General features: G+C 39.9%; 14 protein-coding genes. 10 read left to right on the top strand and 4 right to left on the bottom strand.

The window, feature by feature from the left end; genetic code table 11:
* The first annotated feature begins 16 nt into the window (after nucleotides 1–16).
* From lpxB to AVFI_RS10330, 8 genes are all read left to right on the top strand, one after another.
* On the top strand, nucleotides 17–1,168 hold the full coding sequence (gene lpxB, locus AVFI_RS10365) for a lipid-A-disaccharide synthase (protein WP_012533690.1): 1,152 nt from the start codon (nucleotides 17–19) through the stop codon (nucleotides 1,166–1,168).
* A 4-nt stretch (nucleotides 1,169–1,172) separates the two neighbouring features.
* A complete protein-coding gene (gene rnhB / locus AVFI_RS10360) occupies nucleotides 1,173–1,796 on the top strand; it encodes a ribonuclease HII (RefSeq protein ID WP_005420535.1) in 624 nt (207 codons plus the stop codon).
* The gene (gene dnaE / locus AVFI_RS10355; protein ID WP_199414897.1) at nucleotides 1,796–5,275 is read left to right on the top strand and encodes a DNA polymerase III subunit alpha; all 3,480 of its coding nucleotides are present in this window, start codon (nucleotides 1,796–1,798) and stop codon (nucleotides 5,273–5,275) included. The genes rnhB and dnaE overlap by 1 nt, the downstream gene beginning before the upstream one ends.
* Before the next feature lie 51 nt (nucleotides 5,276–5,326).
* Complete coding sequence (gene accA, locus AVFI_RS10350; protein ID WP_005420529.1) at nucleotides 5,327–6,286, top strand: acetyl-CoA carboxylase carboxyl transferase subunit alpha; 960 nt, start codon at nucleotides 5,327–5,329, stop codon at nucleotides 6,284–6,286.
* A 70-nt stretch (nucleotides 6,287–6,356) separates the two neighbouring features.
* Complete coding sequence (tilS, locus tag AVFI_RS10345; RefSeq protein WP_188863562.1) at nucleotides 6,357–7,727, top strand: tRNA lysidine(34) synthetase TilS; 1,371 nt, start codon at nucleotides 6,357–6,359, stop codon at nucleotides 7,725–7,727.
* A 51-nt stretch (nucleotides 7,728–7,778) separates the two neighbouring features.
* On the top strand, nucleotides 7,779–8,090 hold the full coding sequence (locus tag AVFI_RS10340; protein WP_005420520.1) for a c-type cytochrome: 312 nt from the start codon (nucleotides 7,779–7,781) through the stop codon (nucleotides 8,088–8,090).
* 142 nt (nucleotides 8,091–8,232) lie between these two features.
* Nucleotides 8,233–8,571: a nitrogen regulatory protein P-II gene (glnB, locus tag AVFI_RS10335; protein WP_005420517.1), complete on the top strand. Its 339-nt coding sequence runs from the start codon at nucleotides 8,233–8,235 to the stop codon at nucleotides 8,569–8,571.
* A gap of 117 nt (nucleotides 8,572–8,688) precedes the next feature.
* Entirely contained in the window at nucleotides 8,689–9,555 is an 867-nt protein-coding gene (locus AVFI_RS10330; protein WP_041941371.1) for an endonuclease/exonuclease/phosphatase family protein, read from the top strand.
* Here AVFI_RS10330 and AVFI_RS10325 read toward each other — a convergent pair.
* The 3 genes from AVFI_RS10325 to gloB all read right to left on the bottom strand — a co-directional run bounded on the left by AVFI_RS10325 (nucleotide 9,536) and on the right by gloB (nucleotide 12,628).
* A complete protein-coding gene (locus AVFI_RS10325; RefSeq protein WP_054775629.1) occupies nucleotides 9,536–10,228 on the bottom strand; it encodes a YIP1 family protein in 693 nt (230 codons plus the stop codon). The two genes, AVFI_RS10330 and AVFI_RS10325, sit on opposite strands and share 20 nt — an antisense overlap.
* Nucleotides 10,225–11,778 carry a lytic transglycosylase gene (locus AVFI_RS10320; protein ID WP_017019006.1) on the bottom strand — a complete coding sequence of 518 codons (1,554 nt, stop codon included), beginning with the start codon at nucleotides 11,776–11,778 and terminating at the stop codon, nucleotides 10,225–10,227. Before AVFI_RS10320 ends, AVFI_RS10325 begins: the two co-directional genes overlap by 4 nt.
* 91 nt (nucleotides 11,779–11,869) lie before the next feature.
* Nucleotides 11,870–12,628 (bottom strand): hydroxyacylglutathione hydrolase, encoded by a 759-nt coding sequence (gene gloB / locus AVFI_RS10315; protein ID WP_065597980.1) that lies wholly within the window; start codon nucleotides 12,626–12,628, stop codon nucleotides 11,870–11,872.
* 50 nt (nucleotides 12,629–12,678) lie between these two features.
* On the opposite strand from gloB, the gene AVFI_RS10310 reads away from it, so the two are divergent.
* Nucleotides 12,679–13,419, top strand: coding sequence for a methyltransferase domain-containing protein (locus tag AVFI_RS10310; RefSeq protein WP_170618920.1), 741 nt, complete (start codon nucleotides 12,679–12,681; stop codon nucleotides 13,417–13,419).
* Here the strand turns inward: AVFI_RS10310 and rnhA are convergent.
* Complete coding sequence (rnhA, locus tag AVFI_RS10305) at nucleotides 13,416–13,889, bottom strand: ribonuclease HI (protein WP_081248912.1); 474 nt, start codon at nucleotides 13,887–13,889, stop codon at nucleotides 13,416–13,418. The two genes, AVFI_RS10310 and rnhA, sit on opposite strands and share 4 nt — an antisense overlap.
* A gap of 37 nt (nucleotides 13,890–13,926) precedes the next feature.
* Here rnhA and dnaQ point away from each other — a divergent pair, with 37 nt between their 5' ends.
* Nucleotides 13,927–14,658, top strand: coding sequence for a DNA polymerase III subunit epsilon (gene dnaQ, locus AVFI_RS10300; protein WP_041941370.1), 732 nt, complete (start codon nucleotides 13,927–13,929; stop codon nucleotides 14,656–14,658).
* The last annotated feature ends 8 nt before the right edge of the window (nucleotides 14,659–14,666 follow it).

Genomic DNA, 14,666 nt, shown 5'->3' with positions numbered 1-14,666 from the left:
TTTATTTGGAGTAAGTATGACCAAACCATTACGAATCGGAATTGTTGCAGGTGAATTATCTGGAGACACTCTAGGTGAAGGCTTTATTAAGTCAATCAAAGCACAATATCCAGATGCAGAGTTCGTTGGGATCGGTGGACCTAAGATGATAGCTCAGGGCTGTGATTCTTTATTTGATATGGAAGAGTTAGCCGTAATGGGATTGGTCGAAGTGCTTGGTCGCTTACCTCGTTTATTGAAGGTAAAAGCGGAACTAGTACGTTACTTCACTCAAAATCCACCGGACGTATTCATTGGTATTGATGCACCCGATTTTAATCTTCGTCTTGAAAAAACACTAAAAGATAACGGTATTAAAACGGTTCATTACGTTAGTCCATCAGTATGGGCATGGCGACCAAAGCGTATTTTTAAAATCGATGCTGCTACGGATCTTGTATTAGCCTTTCTGCCTTTTGAAAAAGCATTTTATGATAAATACAATGTAGCTTGTGAGTTTATTGGTCACACACTAGCTGATGCTATTCCTATGGAGACCGATAAGTTTGCTGCTCGTGAATTACTTGGTTTAGAGCAAGATCGTAAATGGCTTGCAGTATTACCTGGAAGTCGTGGCGGTGAAGTCGCATTAATAGCAAAACCCTTTATTGAAACTTGCCAACGAATTCATAAACAACATCCAGATATGGGGTTTGTTGTTGCCGCGGTAAATGAAAAACGTCGTGAGCAATTTGAAACTATTTGGAAAGAAACGGCACCAGAGCTTGATTTTGTTATTATTCAAGATACAGCTCGAAATGTGATGACAGCAGCTGATGCTGTGTTACTTGCTTCAGGTACGGTTGCTTTAGAATGTATGCTAGTGAAGCGTCCAATGGTCGTGGGCTATCAAGTTAATAAGCTTACGGGATGGATAGCTCAAAAACTGTCGATTACTGAATTTGTCTCGCTTCCTAATGTATTGGCAGGAAAAGAGCTCGTTCAAGAGTTTATTCAAGAAGAGTGTCATCCAGATTTTCTTTATCCTGCAATGGAAAAAGTACTAGATAATGATAATAGTGAATTAATTGAAAAATTCACAGAAATGCATCAATGGATTAGAAAAGACGCAGATAAACAAGCTGCCAATGCCGTATTACGCCTAATTAATAAAGAAACAGCAGAATAACCAGATGACAAAAAAAACAGAATCAAAAGAATTACCGCCGTTTGAGTATCCAGAAGGATATCAACTTTTCGCTGGAGTTGATGAAGTTGGTCGTGGCCCTTTAGTCGGAGCCGTTGTTACCGCTGCGGTTATTTTGGATCCTAATAACCCGATTGAAGGGTTAACCGATTCTAAAAAATTAACAGATAAAAAGCGTGAGTTGTTATTTCCTGAAATTCAAGAAAAAGCACTAGCGTGGTCATTAGGTCGTTGTGAAGCGCATGAAATTGATGAATTAAATATTCTTCAAGCGACGATGGTTGCTATGCAAAGAGCGATTGCTGGTCTTAATATTACCCCTGATTTTGCATTGATTGATGGTAATAAAGTACCCGAATTACCAATGGCAGGACTTGCGGTAGTGAAAGGGGATTTACGCGTTCAAGAGATCAGCGCTGCATCCATTATTGCAAAGGTTACACGTGATAGAGAGATGGAGGAGCTAGATAAAGCTTATCCTCAATATGGTTTTGCGAAGCACAAAGGCTACCCAACTAAGGCACACTTCGAAGCAATTGAAGAGCACGGTGTTATTTCTGAACATCGTCGAAGTTTTAAACCCGTAAAACGCGTTTTAGGGATTGAATAATGTCTGAACCTAAATTCGTACATTTAAGAGTTCATAGTGACTTCTCAATGGTGGATGGCTTATCTAAAGTTCCGCCATTGGTAAAAAAAGTCGGTGAGCTTGGAATGCCTGCGATGGCATTGACTGACTTTACCAATTTATGTGGTTTAGTTAAGTATTATTTTGCTGCTCATGGAGCGGGAATCAAACCGATTATTGGTGCGGACTTTAAAGTTCAATCCCAAGAGTTTGGTAATGAATTATTTAATTTAACGGTACTTGCAAAAGATAACGAAGGATATAAAAACCTGACGTTATTGATCTCTGAAGCCTATCAACGTGGCCATGTTCAGCACACTCCGGTAATGGACAAAGAGTGGTTGGTTAATCATAAAGAAGGGTTAATCCTGCTTTCTGGTGGTAAAAGTGGTGATGTTGGTAAAGCATTATTAAAAGGGAATAAAGAACTCGTTAATGAGTGTGTTGAATTTTATCAAACGCATTTCCCTGAACATTATTATTTAGAGTTAACGCGTACAGGTCGAGCAGATGAAGAGAGTTATCTTCATTTTGCGGTTGAATTAGCTGAAAAAGAAAACTTACCTGTTGTCGCAACCAATGATGTTCGTTTTATAAAGGCCGATGATTTTGATGCTCATGAGATTCGTGTTGCGATTCATGATGGCTTTACATTAGAAGACCCTCGCCGACCTAAATTATACAGTGATCAACAATACTTACGTTCTGAAGAGGAAATGTGTGAATTATTTTCAGACATTCCAGAGGCACTAGAGAACAGTGTTGAAATAGCAAAGCGTTGTAATGTAACGGTACGCTTAGGTGAGTATTTCCTACCTAATTTCCCTACAGAAGGGATGAAAATTGAAGACTTTCTCGTTAAGAAATCTCAAGAAGGCTTAGAAAGACGTTTGGCGTTTTTATTTCCTGATGAGAAAGTACGTTTAGAACGTCGACCTGAATACGATGAGCGTTTACAGATTGAACTCGATGTAATCAACCAAATGGGATTCCCAGGTTACTTCTTGATCGTAATGGAGTTCATTCAATGGTCAAAAGATAATGCAATTCCTGTAGGTCCGGGTCGTGGTTCAGGTGCTGGTTCTCTTGTTGCTTATGCACTAGACATCACAGACCTTGATCCTCTTGAATATGATCTTCTTTTTGAACGTTTCTTGAACCCAGAACGTGTATCTATGCCCGATTTCGATATCGACTTTTGTATGGATAAACGAGATCAGGTTATTGAGCACGTAGCCGAAATGTATGGTCGTGATGCGGTATCTCAAATTATTACCTTTGGTACCATGGCGGCAAAAGCGGTAATTCGTGATGTAGGGCGAGTGCTTGGACACCCTTACGGCTTTGTTGACCGCATTTCGAAGTTAGTTCCATCTGATCCTGGAATGACACTTGCTAAAGCATTCGAAGCCGAACCTCAACTTCCAGAGCTGTATAATGCAGATGAAGAAGTAAAAGCTCTGATCGACATGTGCCGTATTCTTGAAGGTTGTACTCGAAACGCAGGTAAGCACGCCGGTGGTGTTGTAATATCACCAACGACAATCACAGACTTTGCGCCTTTGTATTGCGATGCTGATGGTCATTTCCCTGTAACTCAATTTGATAAGAATGACGTTGAAACTGCTGGTCTAGTTAAGTTTGACTTCTTAGGGTTAAGAACATTAACCATCATAGATTGGGCATTAGGGTTAGTTAACCCTCGTCTTGAAAAAGAAGGTAAAGATCCAGTTCGAATTGAATCGATACCTTTAGATGATCAAGCCTCATTTAATTTATTACAAAATTCAGAAACTACTGCGGTATTCCAATTAGAATCTCGTGGTATGAAAGATCTGATTAAACGTCTTCAACCGGACTGTTTTGAAGACATCATCGCACTAGTAGCTCTTTTCCGTCCGGGTCCGCTTCAATCAGGCATGGTAGATAACTTCATTGACCGTAAACATGGTCGAGAAGAAGTATCTTACCCTGATGCGACATGGCAACATGAATCGTTAAAAGAGACGTTAGAACCGACTTACGGCATTATCTTGTATCAAGAACAAGTTATGCAGATTGCACAAATCTTAGCAGGCTATACGCTAGGTGGAGCGGATATGCTTCGTCGTGCAATGGGTAAGAAAAAACCAGAAGAAATGGCCAAGCAGCGTGGTACTTTTAAAGAAGGTGCTGAGAAAAACGGTGTAGATGGCGAGCTGTCGATGAAAATCTTCGACTTAGTAGAAAAATTCGCAGGTTATGGTTTTAACAAATCTCACTCAGCGGCTTATGCTTTAGTTTCTTATCAAACATTATGGTTAAAAACACATTATCCAGCTGAGTTTATGGCGGCGGTAATGACGGCAGATATGGACAATACTGATAAGATTATTGGTCTTGTTGATGAATGTTTCCGTATGAAGTTAACCGTGTTACCACCGGATGTTAACTCTGGTTTGTATCGTTTTAATGTTAATGAAAAAGGTGCGATTGTTTACGGCATCGGTGCGATTAAAGGGGTTGGTGAAGGCCCAATTGAGAATATTATTGAAGCAAGAAACAAAGGTGGTCACTTTAAAGACTTATTTGATTTCTGTGCTCGTATCGATACTAAGAAAACCAATAAACGTGTAGTTGAAAAACTGATCCGTGCTGGTGCATTAGATAGACTAGGACCACACCGAGCTGCATTAATGGCATCATTGGATGATGCGATGAAAGCCGCTGGTCAACACCATCAAGCGGAGTCTTTTGGTCAATCTGATATGTTTGGTGTATTAACTCAAGCACCTGAAGAAGTAGAACAAGCGTATATTCACGTTCCTAAATGGCCAGAGAAAGTGTGGCTAGAGGGGGAAAGAGAAACATTAGGGCTTTACTTAACTGGACACCCTGTTAATGCGTATATTAAAGAGTTGTCTCGATATACGACATGGCGTTTGAACGATGCTCACGTAACTCGACGCGATCAAACGGTAACAGTTGCAGGCTTAGTAATAGCTGCTAGAGTAATGACCACTAAACGTGGGACTCGTATTGGTTTAATGACTTTAGACGACAGATCTGGCCGAATGGAAGTGATGTTGTTCTCAGATGCGCTTGATCGATACGCAGATTTACTAGAAACTGATAAAATAGTCCTTGTTTCTGGACAGGTCAGCTTTGATGATTTCAATGGTGGGCTTAAAATGTCTGCCCGTGAAGTGATGTCATTGGGCGATGCGCGCGAAAAATACGCACGTGGGTTATCCGTATCGGTAACCGAATCTCAAATTAATAACCAATTTTTTGAGCGCTTTAGTCAAATACTAGAGCCTAACCGGGCAGGGACCGTTCCGGTCAACGTATATTATCAACGAGCTGATGCTCGAGTGAAGTTGGTCTTAGGGACAGAATGGCGAGTAACGCCAACCGACCAACTGATGGATGATTTAAAGTCGTTGCTTGGCGAACAACAAGTCGAGCTTGAATTTAACTAGATTATTGAAGAACACTAATTTGAGTGTTCTTAAACTAACAAGGATTCTTTGATGAGCCTGAATTTTCTTGAATTTGAAAAACCAATTGCTGAACTAGAAGCGAAAGTAGAAGCGTTACGTGAGATCTCTCGTCGTGGCGATGAAAATGCGCTTGATCTAGAAAAAGAGATAAAGCAATTAGAAGATAAATGCCTTGAGCTTAAAAAGAAAACATTTAGTGATTTAGGTGCATGGGAAGTTGCTCAACTTGCTCGTCACCCAGAGCGTCCTTACGTTCTTGATTACATTGAGCATATGTTTACTGAGTTTGATGAATTAGCAGGCGATCGTGCTTTTGCTGATGATAAAGCGTTAGTTGGCGGTATTGCTCGTTTAGATGGTCGCCCAGTAATGGTTATTGGTCATCAAAAAGGTCGTGGCACAAAAGAAAAAGTAATACGTAATTTCGGTATGCCAAAACCGGAAGGTTACCGTAAAGCGAAACGTTTAATGCAAATGGCTGAGCGTTTTAATATGCCAGTAATTACATTTATTGATACAGCTGGTGCTTACCCTGGCGTTGGTGCAGAAGAGCGTGGCCAATCAGAAGCTATCGCTATGAACCTAAAAATTATGTCTGAACTAAGTGTTCCAGTTATCTGTAACGTTGTTGGTGAAGGTGGTTCTGGTGGTGCACTAGCTATCGGTGTTGGTGATTACGTAAACATGCTTCAATACTCAACGTATTCAGTAATTTCTCCAGAAGGTTGTGCTTCAATCTTATGGCGTGATTCAGATAAGGCGCCACAAGCTGCAGAAGCCATGGGTCTTGTTGCTCCTCGCCTAAAAGAACTTGAGCTGATTGATACGATTATTGATGAGCCTTTAGGTGGCGCACATCGTGATCATAAAGCGACTGCTGAGAACATTAAACAGCGTCTGCTTGAGCAGTTAAAAGAGCTTGATGCATTTGATAATGAAGCTCTGCTTGAGCGTCGTTACCAACGCTTAATGAGCTATGGTTACTGCTGATAGCATTTATTGATTCGCGCACAGTAGTCGCGTAATCCAATAAGATAGAGTAAAGTGAAAGCGAGCCTGAGTGCTCGCTTTTTTATTGGAAGAAACCTTAGGTTTAATTGATATGCTTTATTCTCATTTTTCTCAGCAAATAACATCTTATTCCGTTAAAAAACCACATCTAATTGTCGCATTAAGTGGTGGCGTTGATTCAATGGTGTTATTGCGTTTAGCTGGAATGTACGCGAAGGAAAAGCAATTGGAATGCATGGCTGTTCATGTTAATCATGGATTAAGTAAACATGCTAGCGATTGGGAAGTGAGTTGTGCCTCTTATTGTGAAGAGTTAGATATTCCGCTTTATATCGAGCGAGTCAACTTAAAAGTAAGTCCGCAAGAGAGCTTGGAAGAGGTGGCAAGAAAAGCTCGTTATCATGTGTTAGAAAAACATATGCGAGCCAATAGTTTATTGCTTACGGGTCAACACCAAGACGATCAAGTTGAAACGTTTTTCTTAGCGCTTAAGCGTGGCAGTGGTCCTGCTGGGCTCTCTTCTATGCCTTCAATTATCCCGCTTAAAACTGGGTATAAATGCCGACCGTTATTATTTACCTCTCGTCAGCACATTACAGAGTATGCTCAACAGCATCAGTTAACTTGGGTTGAAGATGAAAGTAATCAAGATACTCGATTTGATCGTAATTTCTTACGCCATGAGATCACGCCAGTGTTATCTCAACGTTGGCCAAGTTTTGCTTCTGCTGTTTCTCGAAGTGCTCAATTATGTGCGGAGCAAGAAGCGTTGTTGGTTGAATTATTGCAACCTAAATTGCAGCTGTTTCAAAATGAATTTCAAGGTCTATCGATTAAACAGATTGAACCAGAATCACTAGCATCTCGTAATATGTTATTGCGACTATGGCTGAAATTGTTTGCTATCCCACTCCCTAGTCAAACTCAACTTCATATTTTATGGAATGAGGTTGCTATGGCTCAACAAGATGCAAATCCTTGTTTAGAGTTGGGAATTGTACAAATACGACGTTATCAAGGTTATATTTATTGTGTGCCTAAATACCAAGATGTGTCTTTGTGGAAAAAGACGTTAGAAGGAAAAATTGCACTACCAGATAATCTTGGTGAGCTAGAGCTGAGAGCTAAGTTTAGTCATCATGAGAAGGGTGGTATTTTGCAATTAAGAGCACCGTTACTTAATGAAAAAGTAGAGGTGCGTTTTAATGTTATTGGTTTGGCGCCACATCCCGAGAAACGTCAACATAGCCGTAAAATGAAAAAACTGTATCAAGAGTATGAAGTACCTACTTGGCAACGCTCACGATTACCAATGGTGTTTTATAACGATGAATTAGCTGCTGTTGCTGGATTGTTTGTTTGCAAAGCATTTTCAGGGCAAGAATGTGAGCTACTTTGGTATAAACCTGTATCAGAATAGACATTCAAAACGAGCTTGGCACAATAACTTAAAATTATAAGGAGCAATGGAATGAAAAAAATAATTGGATTAGCGGTTATCGCATTAATGGCCTCAGCACCGACATTGGCAGCGGGTGATGCTGCAGCAGGAAAAGCAAAATCAGCAATTTGTGCATCATGTCATGGAGCAAATGGAATTGCTGTTATTCCGGGTTATCCAAATCTGAAAGGTCAGAATGCTCAATATATCGTATCGTCATTAAAAGCATACAAAAATAAAGAGCGCAGTGGTGGTAACTCAGCCATTATGCAACCAATGTCTATGATGTTAAGTGATACTGATATGGAAAACTTAGCAGCGTATTACTCAACGATGAAATAATAGCAATTTCACTAACGGTATTATTTTAAAACAAAATCATAAATTAAAGCACTGCTGGTATGCGGTGCTTTTTTATTATTGAATGTTTGTGGCCTCTCAACGATAATGACCATATATTCAATATTGATGTTAAGGGACTAATATGAAAAAGATCGAAGCCATCATTAAACCATTTAAATTAGATGATGTGCGTGAAAGCCTTGCTGATGTTGGCATTACAGGTATGACAGTATCTGAAGTAAAGGGATTTGGTCGCCAAAAAGGTCATACAGAATTGTATCGTGGTGCTGAATACATGGTCGATTTCTTACCAAAAGTGAAATTAGAAATCGTGGTGAGTGATGATGTGGTTGATCAATGTATTGATGCCATTATTGAAACTGCACAAACGGGTAAGATTGGCGATGGCAAGATCTTTGTTACTGATGTTAGCCGTGTTATTCGTATTCGTACAGGCGAAGAAGACGAAGATGCTATTTAATAGTATCAATTTATACTCATACTAATGTGATGATTGTTGTTCATTATTGAGCTGAAATACGGTCATTGTATTGGTGTTAATGGAAGGAAGGAGTGATGAGTCACTCCTTTTTTGTTTATGAAAAAGAAAACGATTGTTCTATCTGGTATCGCTTTTGTTGTTACCGCTGCTTTAGTGGCAAAAGCCATAATCTTTACAGTGCCTAAATCTCCTGAGTTTATTGAATTATCTCAAACTCAAGTATCTGCTCAGCCTACTTATCAATCGGGTTGTGAGACGTTTCCCGCTTCAGCTCCTTTAGATCGTAATGGAGAGTTAAGTGTATTGGTATGGAACATATATAAGCAGCAAAATGAAGGATGGAAAAGAGCATTAATTGAATTGTCGGATAAAACTGACTTAGTGCTATTACAAGAGGCGAGTTTAACCCCTGAGCTGAAAGAATTTGTGGTTAATAAACGTTATTCGGCAGAATTGGTTCGTGCTTTTGATGTGTTTGATACCAGTGCTGGGGTATTAAGTCTTGCTAAAGAACAAGCACTTAGAGTGTGTGCTCATACTGCTGTTGAACCATGGTTAAGATTACCAAAATCCGCACTATTATCCGAATACCCATTATCGAATGGGCAAGAATTAATGGTGATTAACATCCATGCAATTAACTTCACTATTGGAACGGAAGACTATCAGCAACAGATAGCGTCTTTGTCTAAAGAAGTGAGTCGTCATAGTGGTCCTATGATCATTGCTGGTGATTTTAATACGTGGAGTGAAGCTCGTTTAGCGACATTAAGAAAGCAAGTTGAAGAATTGGATATGAAAGAAGTGATTTTTTCGCCAGATGAGCGAATGCGCTTTATGACAGGGTTAGCGTTAGATCATATTTTTTATCGAGGGTTAGATATAAAAGAAGCGCGCTCGATAAAGAGTCACGCTTCTGATCATAATCCATTACAAGCGATATTTAGCCTGAAAAAGCAGTAATAAAGCCCCATAATGTAAAACAAGTTATCCAAGGAAGGATGGCAATAATAAGTGATTTAGAACGATCTAAATCAGTCCATGCCCCAAGAGCCGCATAGCTTAAAGCAATATACCAAGGCATTAATAGTGGGAAAGAGCTAGCGTAAGCTGACCAATGATCTGTCATTGGTAACTTCATTAGCCCATTCAAACTATTTAAGTCAGCAGCATAAGGCATTATGTTCGCATGATTAAGTAATAAACTGGCATAGCTTGCGATATCACCAACTAGAGCTGGAAACATCACAATAGTACTTGCCGCAACCCACTTAAAATAACCGTGCTGATATTGGCTTTGTTTTGTTGCTAACTTAAACCATAAAGCAAGCAATAAAATCGAAGCGGTTCGGCCTGTTACATCATTGATTACTTCGCCTGCTAATAATATCTCTTTTGTTAACCATTCAGGCTGAACTTGACCACCAATACTCTCTATTTGAGTGCTCAAGTTAGCGGTTACCCAGTCGAAATTCACTAAATCGAAATAGGTTCCCCAAAACATAAATGGGGCGAAGATTAATAGAATATAAGGCAGCCATGCCCATTTGCCACGCTCGTATAGCGCAGCAAAACAGTCCGCAGGCGATCGAAATATATCGACTAATAAAATCAATGGATTTGAAGATGGTGTCATACGTTTACCTTAGTAACATCAACGTAAAGTTTTAATTTTTGTCCCGGCTTAATGTAAGAGCCTCGTTCGATGTTATTCCATTTCATTATATCTGTCACAGCGACACTGAATTTCTGTGCGATAGAGCTTAGGTTATCACCTTGTCTGATTTGATAATGAACAGTTCGAATGATTGCGCCATCTGAATTGTTTTTCCAAATTACTAGGTTCTGGCCTACACGTAATGAATCTTTTGGAGCCATGCCGTTCCATTTAGCAAGGTCACGGTAAGAAATACTGTTATCACGAGCAATACTCCACAGGCTTTCCCCGTCTTTTACTTTATGAGTTAACTTATATTTACCTTTCGCTTTTGCTTGCGTTTTTTTCAAGCGTTGCGGGGCACTTAACGCATACGTTTTATTGCCTTTAGAAGCCGTTGGGATCAATAGATATTGACCAACACGAATGTTTGCACCATTTAAGTCATTGGTTTGTTCAATGATCTTGGTTGTCGTATTGTGCTTAACCGCTAATTGACTGATGGTATCGCCTGATTGAACTTTATAGCGAACCACTTTCATTGTTTTGTTCGCGTTCTTTTTCAAATTGGCATTAAATTGATCAACATGTTCGATTGGCAGTAATAAGTGGTATGGGCCATCAGGAGAGGTTGCCCATTGATTATAAGCTGGGTTGTAACCTTGTAATTCTGTGATGGAAATACCCGCAAACTCTGCGGCAATGGCAAGATCTAACTGCTGCTTAGGATCAACCATTTCTAAAACGGGTTTGTTAGGAATTGGTGGTAGTTCAACGCCATATTTTTCGTGGTTTTTAATCACATCAGCTAAAGCAAGCAGTTTTGGAACATAACCACTGGTCTCTTTTGGAAGATCTAAAGAGAAAAAGTCAGTTGGCTTACCTAATCTTTGGTTCTTTTTAATTGAACGAGACACACGGCCAGCGCCACTGTTGTATGAGGCAATTGAATGTTGCCAATTACCATCAAAGCGACTGTCGAAATATTCCATGTAATCTAAGGCAGCGGTTGTTGCTGCAGGTACATCACGGCGTCCGTCATACCACCAGTTTCGCTCTAGTTTAAATCGATCAGCTGTGCCTGGAACAAATTGCCATAAACCTGCAGCGCTACCATGAGAGTAGGCGAACGGGTCAAATGCACTTTCTACTACAGGAAGTAAAACTAATTCCATAGGCAAACCACGCTTTTCAATTTCAACCGTGATCATATATAAGAATGGTTTTGCACGCTTTGCAACAGTACGAAGGTGGCTTGGATGTTTGATATACCAATTACGATAGTAATCAACCGATTCATTATCTGGGATTGGCATTTCAAGTTGCATAGCAATACGTTGCCAAACATCTTCTTGCTCTTGAGGGGTAGGAGCCGGTTTTTCAACAGGTTTAACTTCTGCTGCTTTCGGCTCTGTTTTTGAAGGCGTGGTGATTGCTGAGTTAGTATCAGGCTGTGTATTTTCAGGTGTTGGTGCCGTTTGACAGCCTGCTAATAATGCGAGTCCAATCCAATGGAATTTCAGTTTCATTATGTATTGCCTTCAGTGTGTTTAATCGTATTAATATTTTTATTTGGAGGCGAATAATACTTTGCAACCACACATCAAACAAGTTTCATACTTAAAACTCGTCCTTCCATCTTCTTAATGCGGTAAAGATCTCAACCTCGGTACTATCTTGCACTTTACTTGCTACCGATTTCTTTACATTCGCTTCACTTGTTCTTAAAAAAGGATTAATGAGTTTTTCTCGTTGTAGAGTCGATGGAATCGTCGATTTACCATGAGCTCGTAGATGAAGAACTTTTTCTCTATAACGTAATAGGTAATCATTATCTGGCTCAACGGCGAGTGCAAATGCCAAGTTTGATGCCGTGTATTCATGTGCACAGTAGACTTCAGTTTCATCAGGCAATGCTGCCATTTTTTGTAATGAGTTAAACATTTGTTCCGCCGTGCCTTCGAATAATCGACCGCAACCCGCAGAGAAAAGAGCATCACCACAGAAAAGTTTTTCATCGCCAACATAAGCTACATGGCCATTGGTATGCCCTGGGACACCTAAAACCATGAATTGCTCATCAAATAACTCAACAAAATCGCCATCTCCAACGGGGTGAGTTAAGGTTGGAATAGGTTCATTTTCAGGACCTACAACATTGACGTTAGGGAATTGTCTTACCAACTCAGGAACGCCACCGATATGATCATGGTGGTGGTGTGTAATTAAAATTGCATCTAAAATAAAGTCATGTTCTTTAATGCACTCTAAAACAGGGGTAGCATCACCGGGATCGACAACAACACAATGATTGTCATTGTTGTGAATTAACCAAATGTAATTATCATTAAATGCAGGTATGCTTTTTACTGATAGCATTCACATTTCTCCAAACTTTTTATTATTCGATGGTATAGGTAACGATCTTGATTAAGCCAGCACTGCTTGATAAAAAAATTGAAAAACCACATTCATGGGAGGATATCCCTCATGGTGAGTGGATTTGTGAGCTTATTCAATCACGTTTGGATGAATGGTGCCCCAAACTGTTCGGTTACCATATGCTCAAAATTGGTGGACTGAGTGCTGAGTTAGATAGTCGCTTTTGTAATATTAAACACCAAGTTAACCTAGATAACAAAAATTCGCTAAGAAATATTACTGCAGAATTGCCTCAATTACCGTTTCTTGAGAAAAGTATTGATGCTTGTGTTCTCGCTCATCAGTTAGATTATTCATCAGACCCTCATCAATTACTCAGAGAAATAGATCGAGTGCTTATTGGTGATGGCTACGTTATTTTAACGGGGTTTAATCCAATGAGTGCTATTGGGCTTGCAAGCTTATTTCCATGGCGTAAAAATAATTTACCTTGGAGTGGACGTATGTTTACGCCTCACCGAATTAAAGATTGGTTGAGCGTATTGAATTTTGAAGTGGTGTACAGTGATTGTTTTGCTTTAGCTCCATTGACTCGTTACCGAACAATGTGGACATGGTTTGAAGGGCTTGGTGGGGATGCTGTTAAGCCGATTAGTGGTATTTATTTTATTGTTGCGAGAAAACGAACGTATCCATTAAGACCAATAAAATCGGCTTGGAAAAAGAAGCCAAAGTTGGCTCCTATTTCTGTTGCTCAAACCCGTCAAGGAAAAATGAAACCTGATTAACCAGGATAACCCGTATCATCTTGAGTCGGGTTTTCGGCGGCGGTTCTCGCTAATTCATCACACATTTCGTTTTCACGATGACCTGCGTGACCTTTTACCCAGCGCCAATCAATTTTGTGGCGCTCAGATTCAGCATCTAACTGTTTCCAAAGATCGGCATTGACGACTGGCTTTTTATCCGCTTTTTTCCAATCTCTTTTTTTCCAACCGTGGATCCATTGAGTGATGCCTTGACGAACATACTGACTGTCTGTGGTGAGTATGACAGAGCATGGTTCCTTTAGGTTACGTAGAGCTACCACTGCTGCTAGCATTTCCATACGGTTGTTAGTGGTTTTATTAAACCCTTCTGAAAATGTTTTTTCTGTCCCTTTATAGCGCATTACTATGCCATAACCGCCTGGACCTGGGTTACCTAAACAAGAACCATCTGTGAAAATTTCAACCTGTTTCATTATCTCTGTTATCATTAGAGGAATTTAGAAATAGTCTGACACAAATGAACCTATGAATGCTAGCAACAATTCTTCGAATCGAATTATAGTTCTCGATACAGAAACCACTGGTATGAACTTCTCCGGTGGTCCTGTTTATGAAGGTCACCGTATCGTTGAGATCGGTGCCGTAGAGATTATTAATCGTAAATTAACCGGTAATCACTTCCACGTGTACATTAAGCCAGATCGATTGATCGATTTAGAGGCGATTGATGTTCACGGTATTACTGACGAATTCCTATATGATAAGCCTGAGTATAAAGACATCCATGATGAATTCCTTGAGTTCATTAAAGGGGCTGAGTTAGTTGCTCATAACGCGCCCTTCGATGTTGGCTTTATGGATTATGAATTCAGTAAACTCAATAAGTTAATTGGTACCACGGATCAGTATTGTAAAATTACCGATACCTTGGCCATGGCGAAAAAGATATTTCCAGGTAAACGTAATAACCTAGATGTCTTGTGTGAACGCTATGGTATTGATAATTCACACCGTACTCTCCACGGTGCCTTGCTCGATGCCGAGATCCTAGCTGATGTTTACCTGTTAATGACTGGTGGGCAGACAAGTTTGAGCTTTTCATCTGGAGATAATTCATCTGATTCAGACGAAGAAACCATTAAAAGACTGAATTCAGGTAGAAAAGGATTAAAGGTTTTACGTGCAACGGCCGATGAATTAGAAGCGCATGAAAAGCGTTTGGATATTGTTGGTGATGCCTGTTTGTGGCGTAGTTAGGAGTTTGA

Origin of the sequence: Aliivibrio fischeri ATCC 7744 = JCM 18803 = DSM 507 (assembly GCF_023983475.1) — a bacterium.
Taxonomy (GTDB): domain Bacteria; phylum Pseudomonadota; class Gammaproteobacteria; order Enterobacterales; family Vibrionaceae; genus Aliivibrio; species Aliivibrio fischeri.
This window is presented reverse-complemented; position numbering and strand designations above follow the sequence as displayed.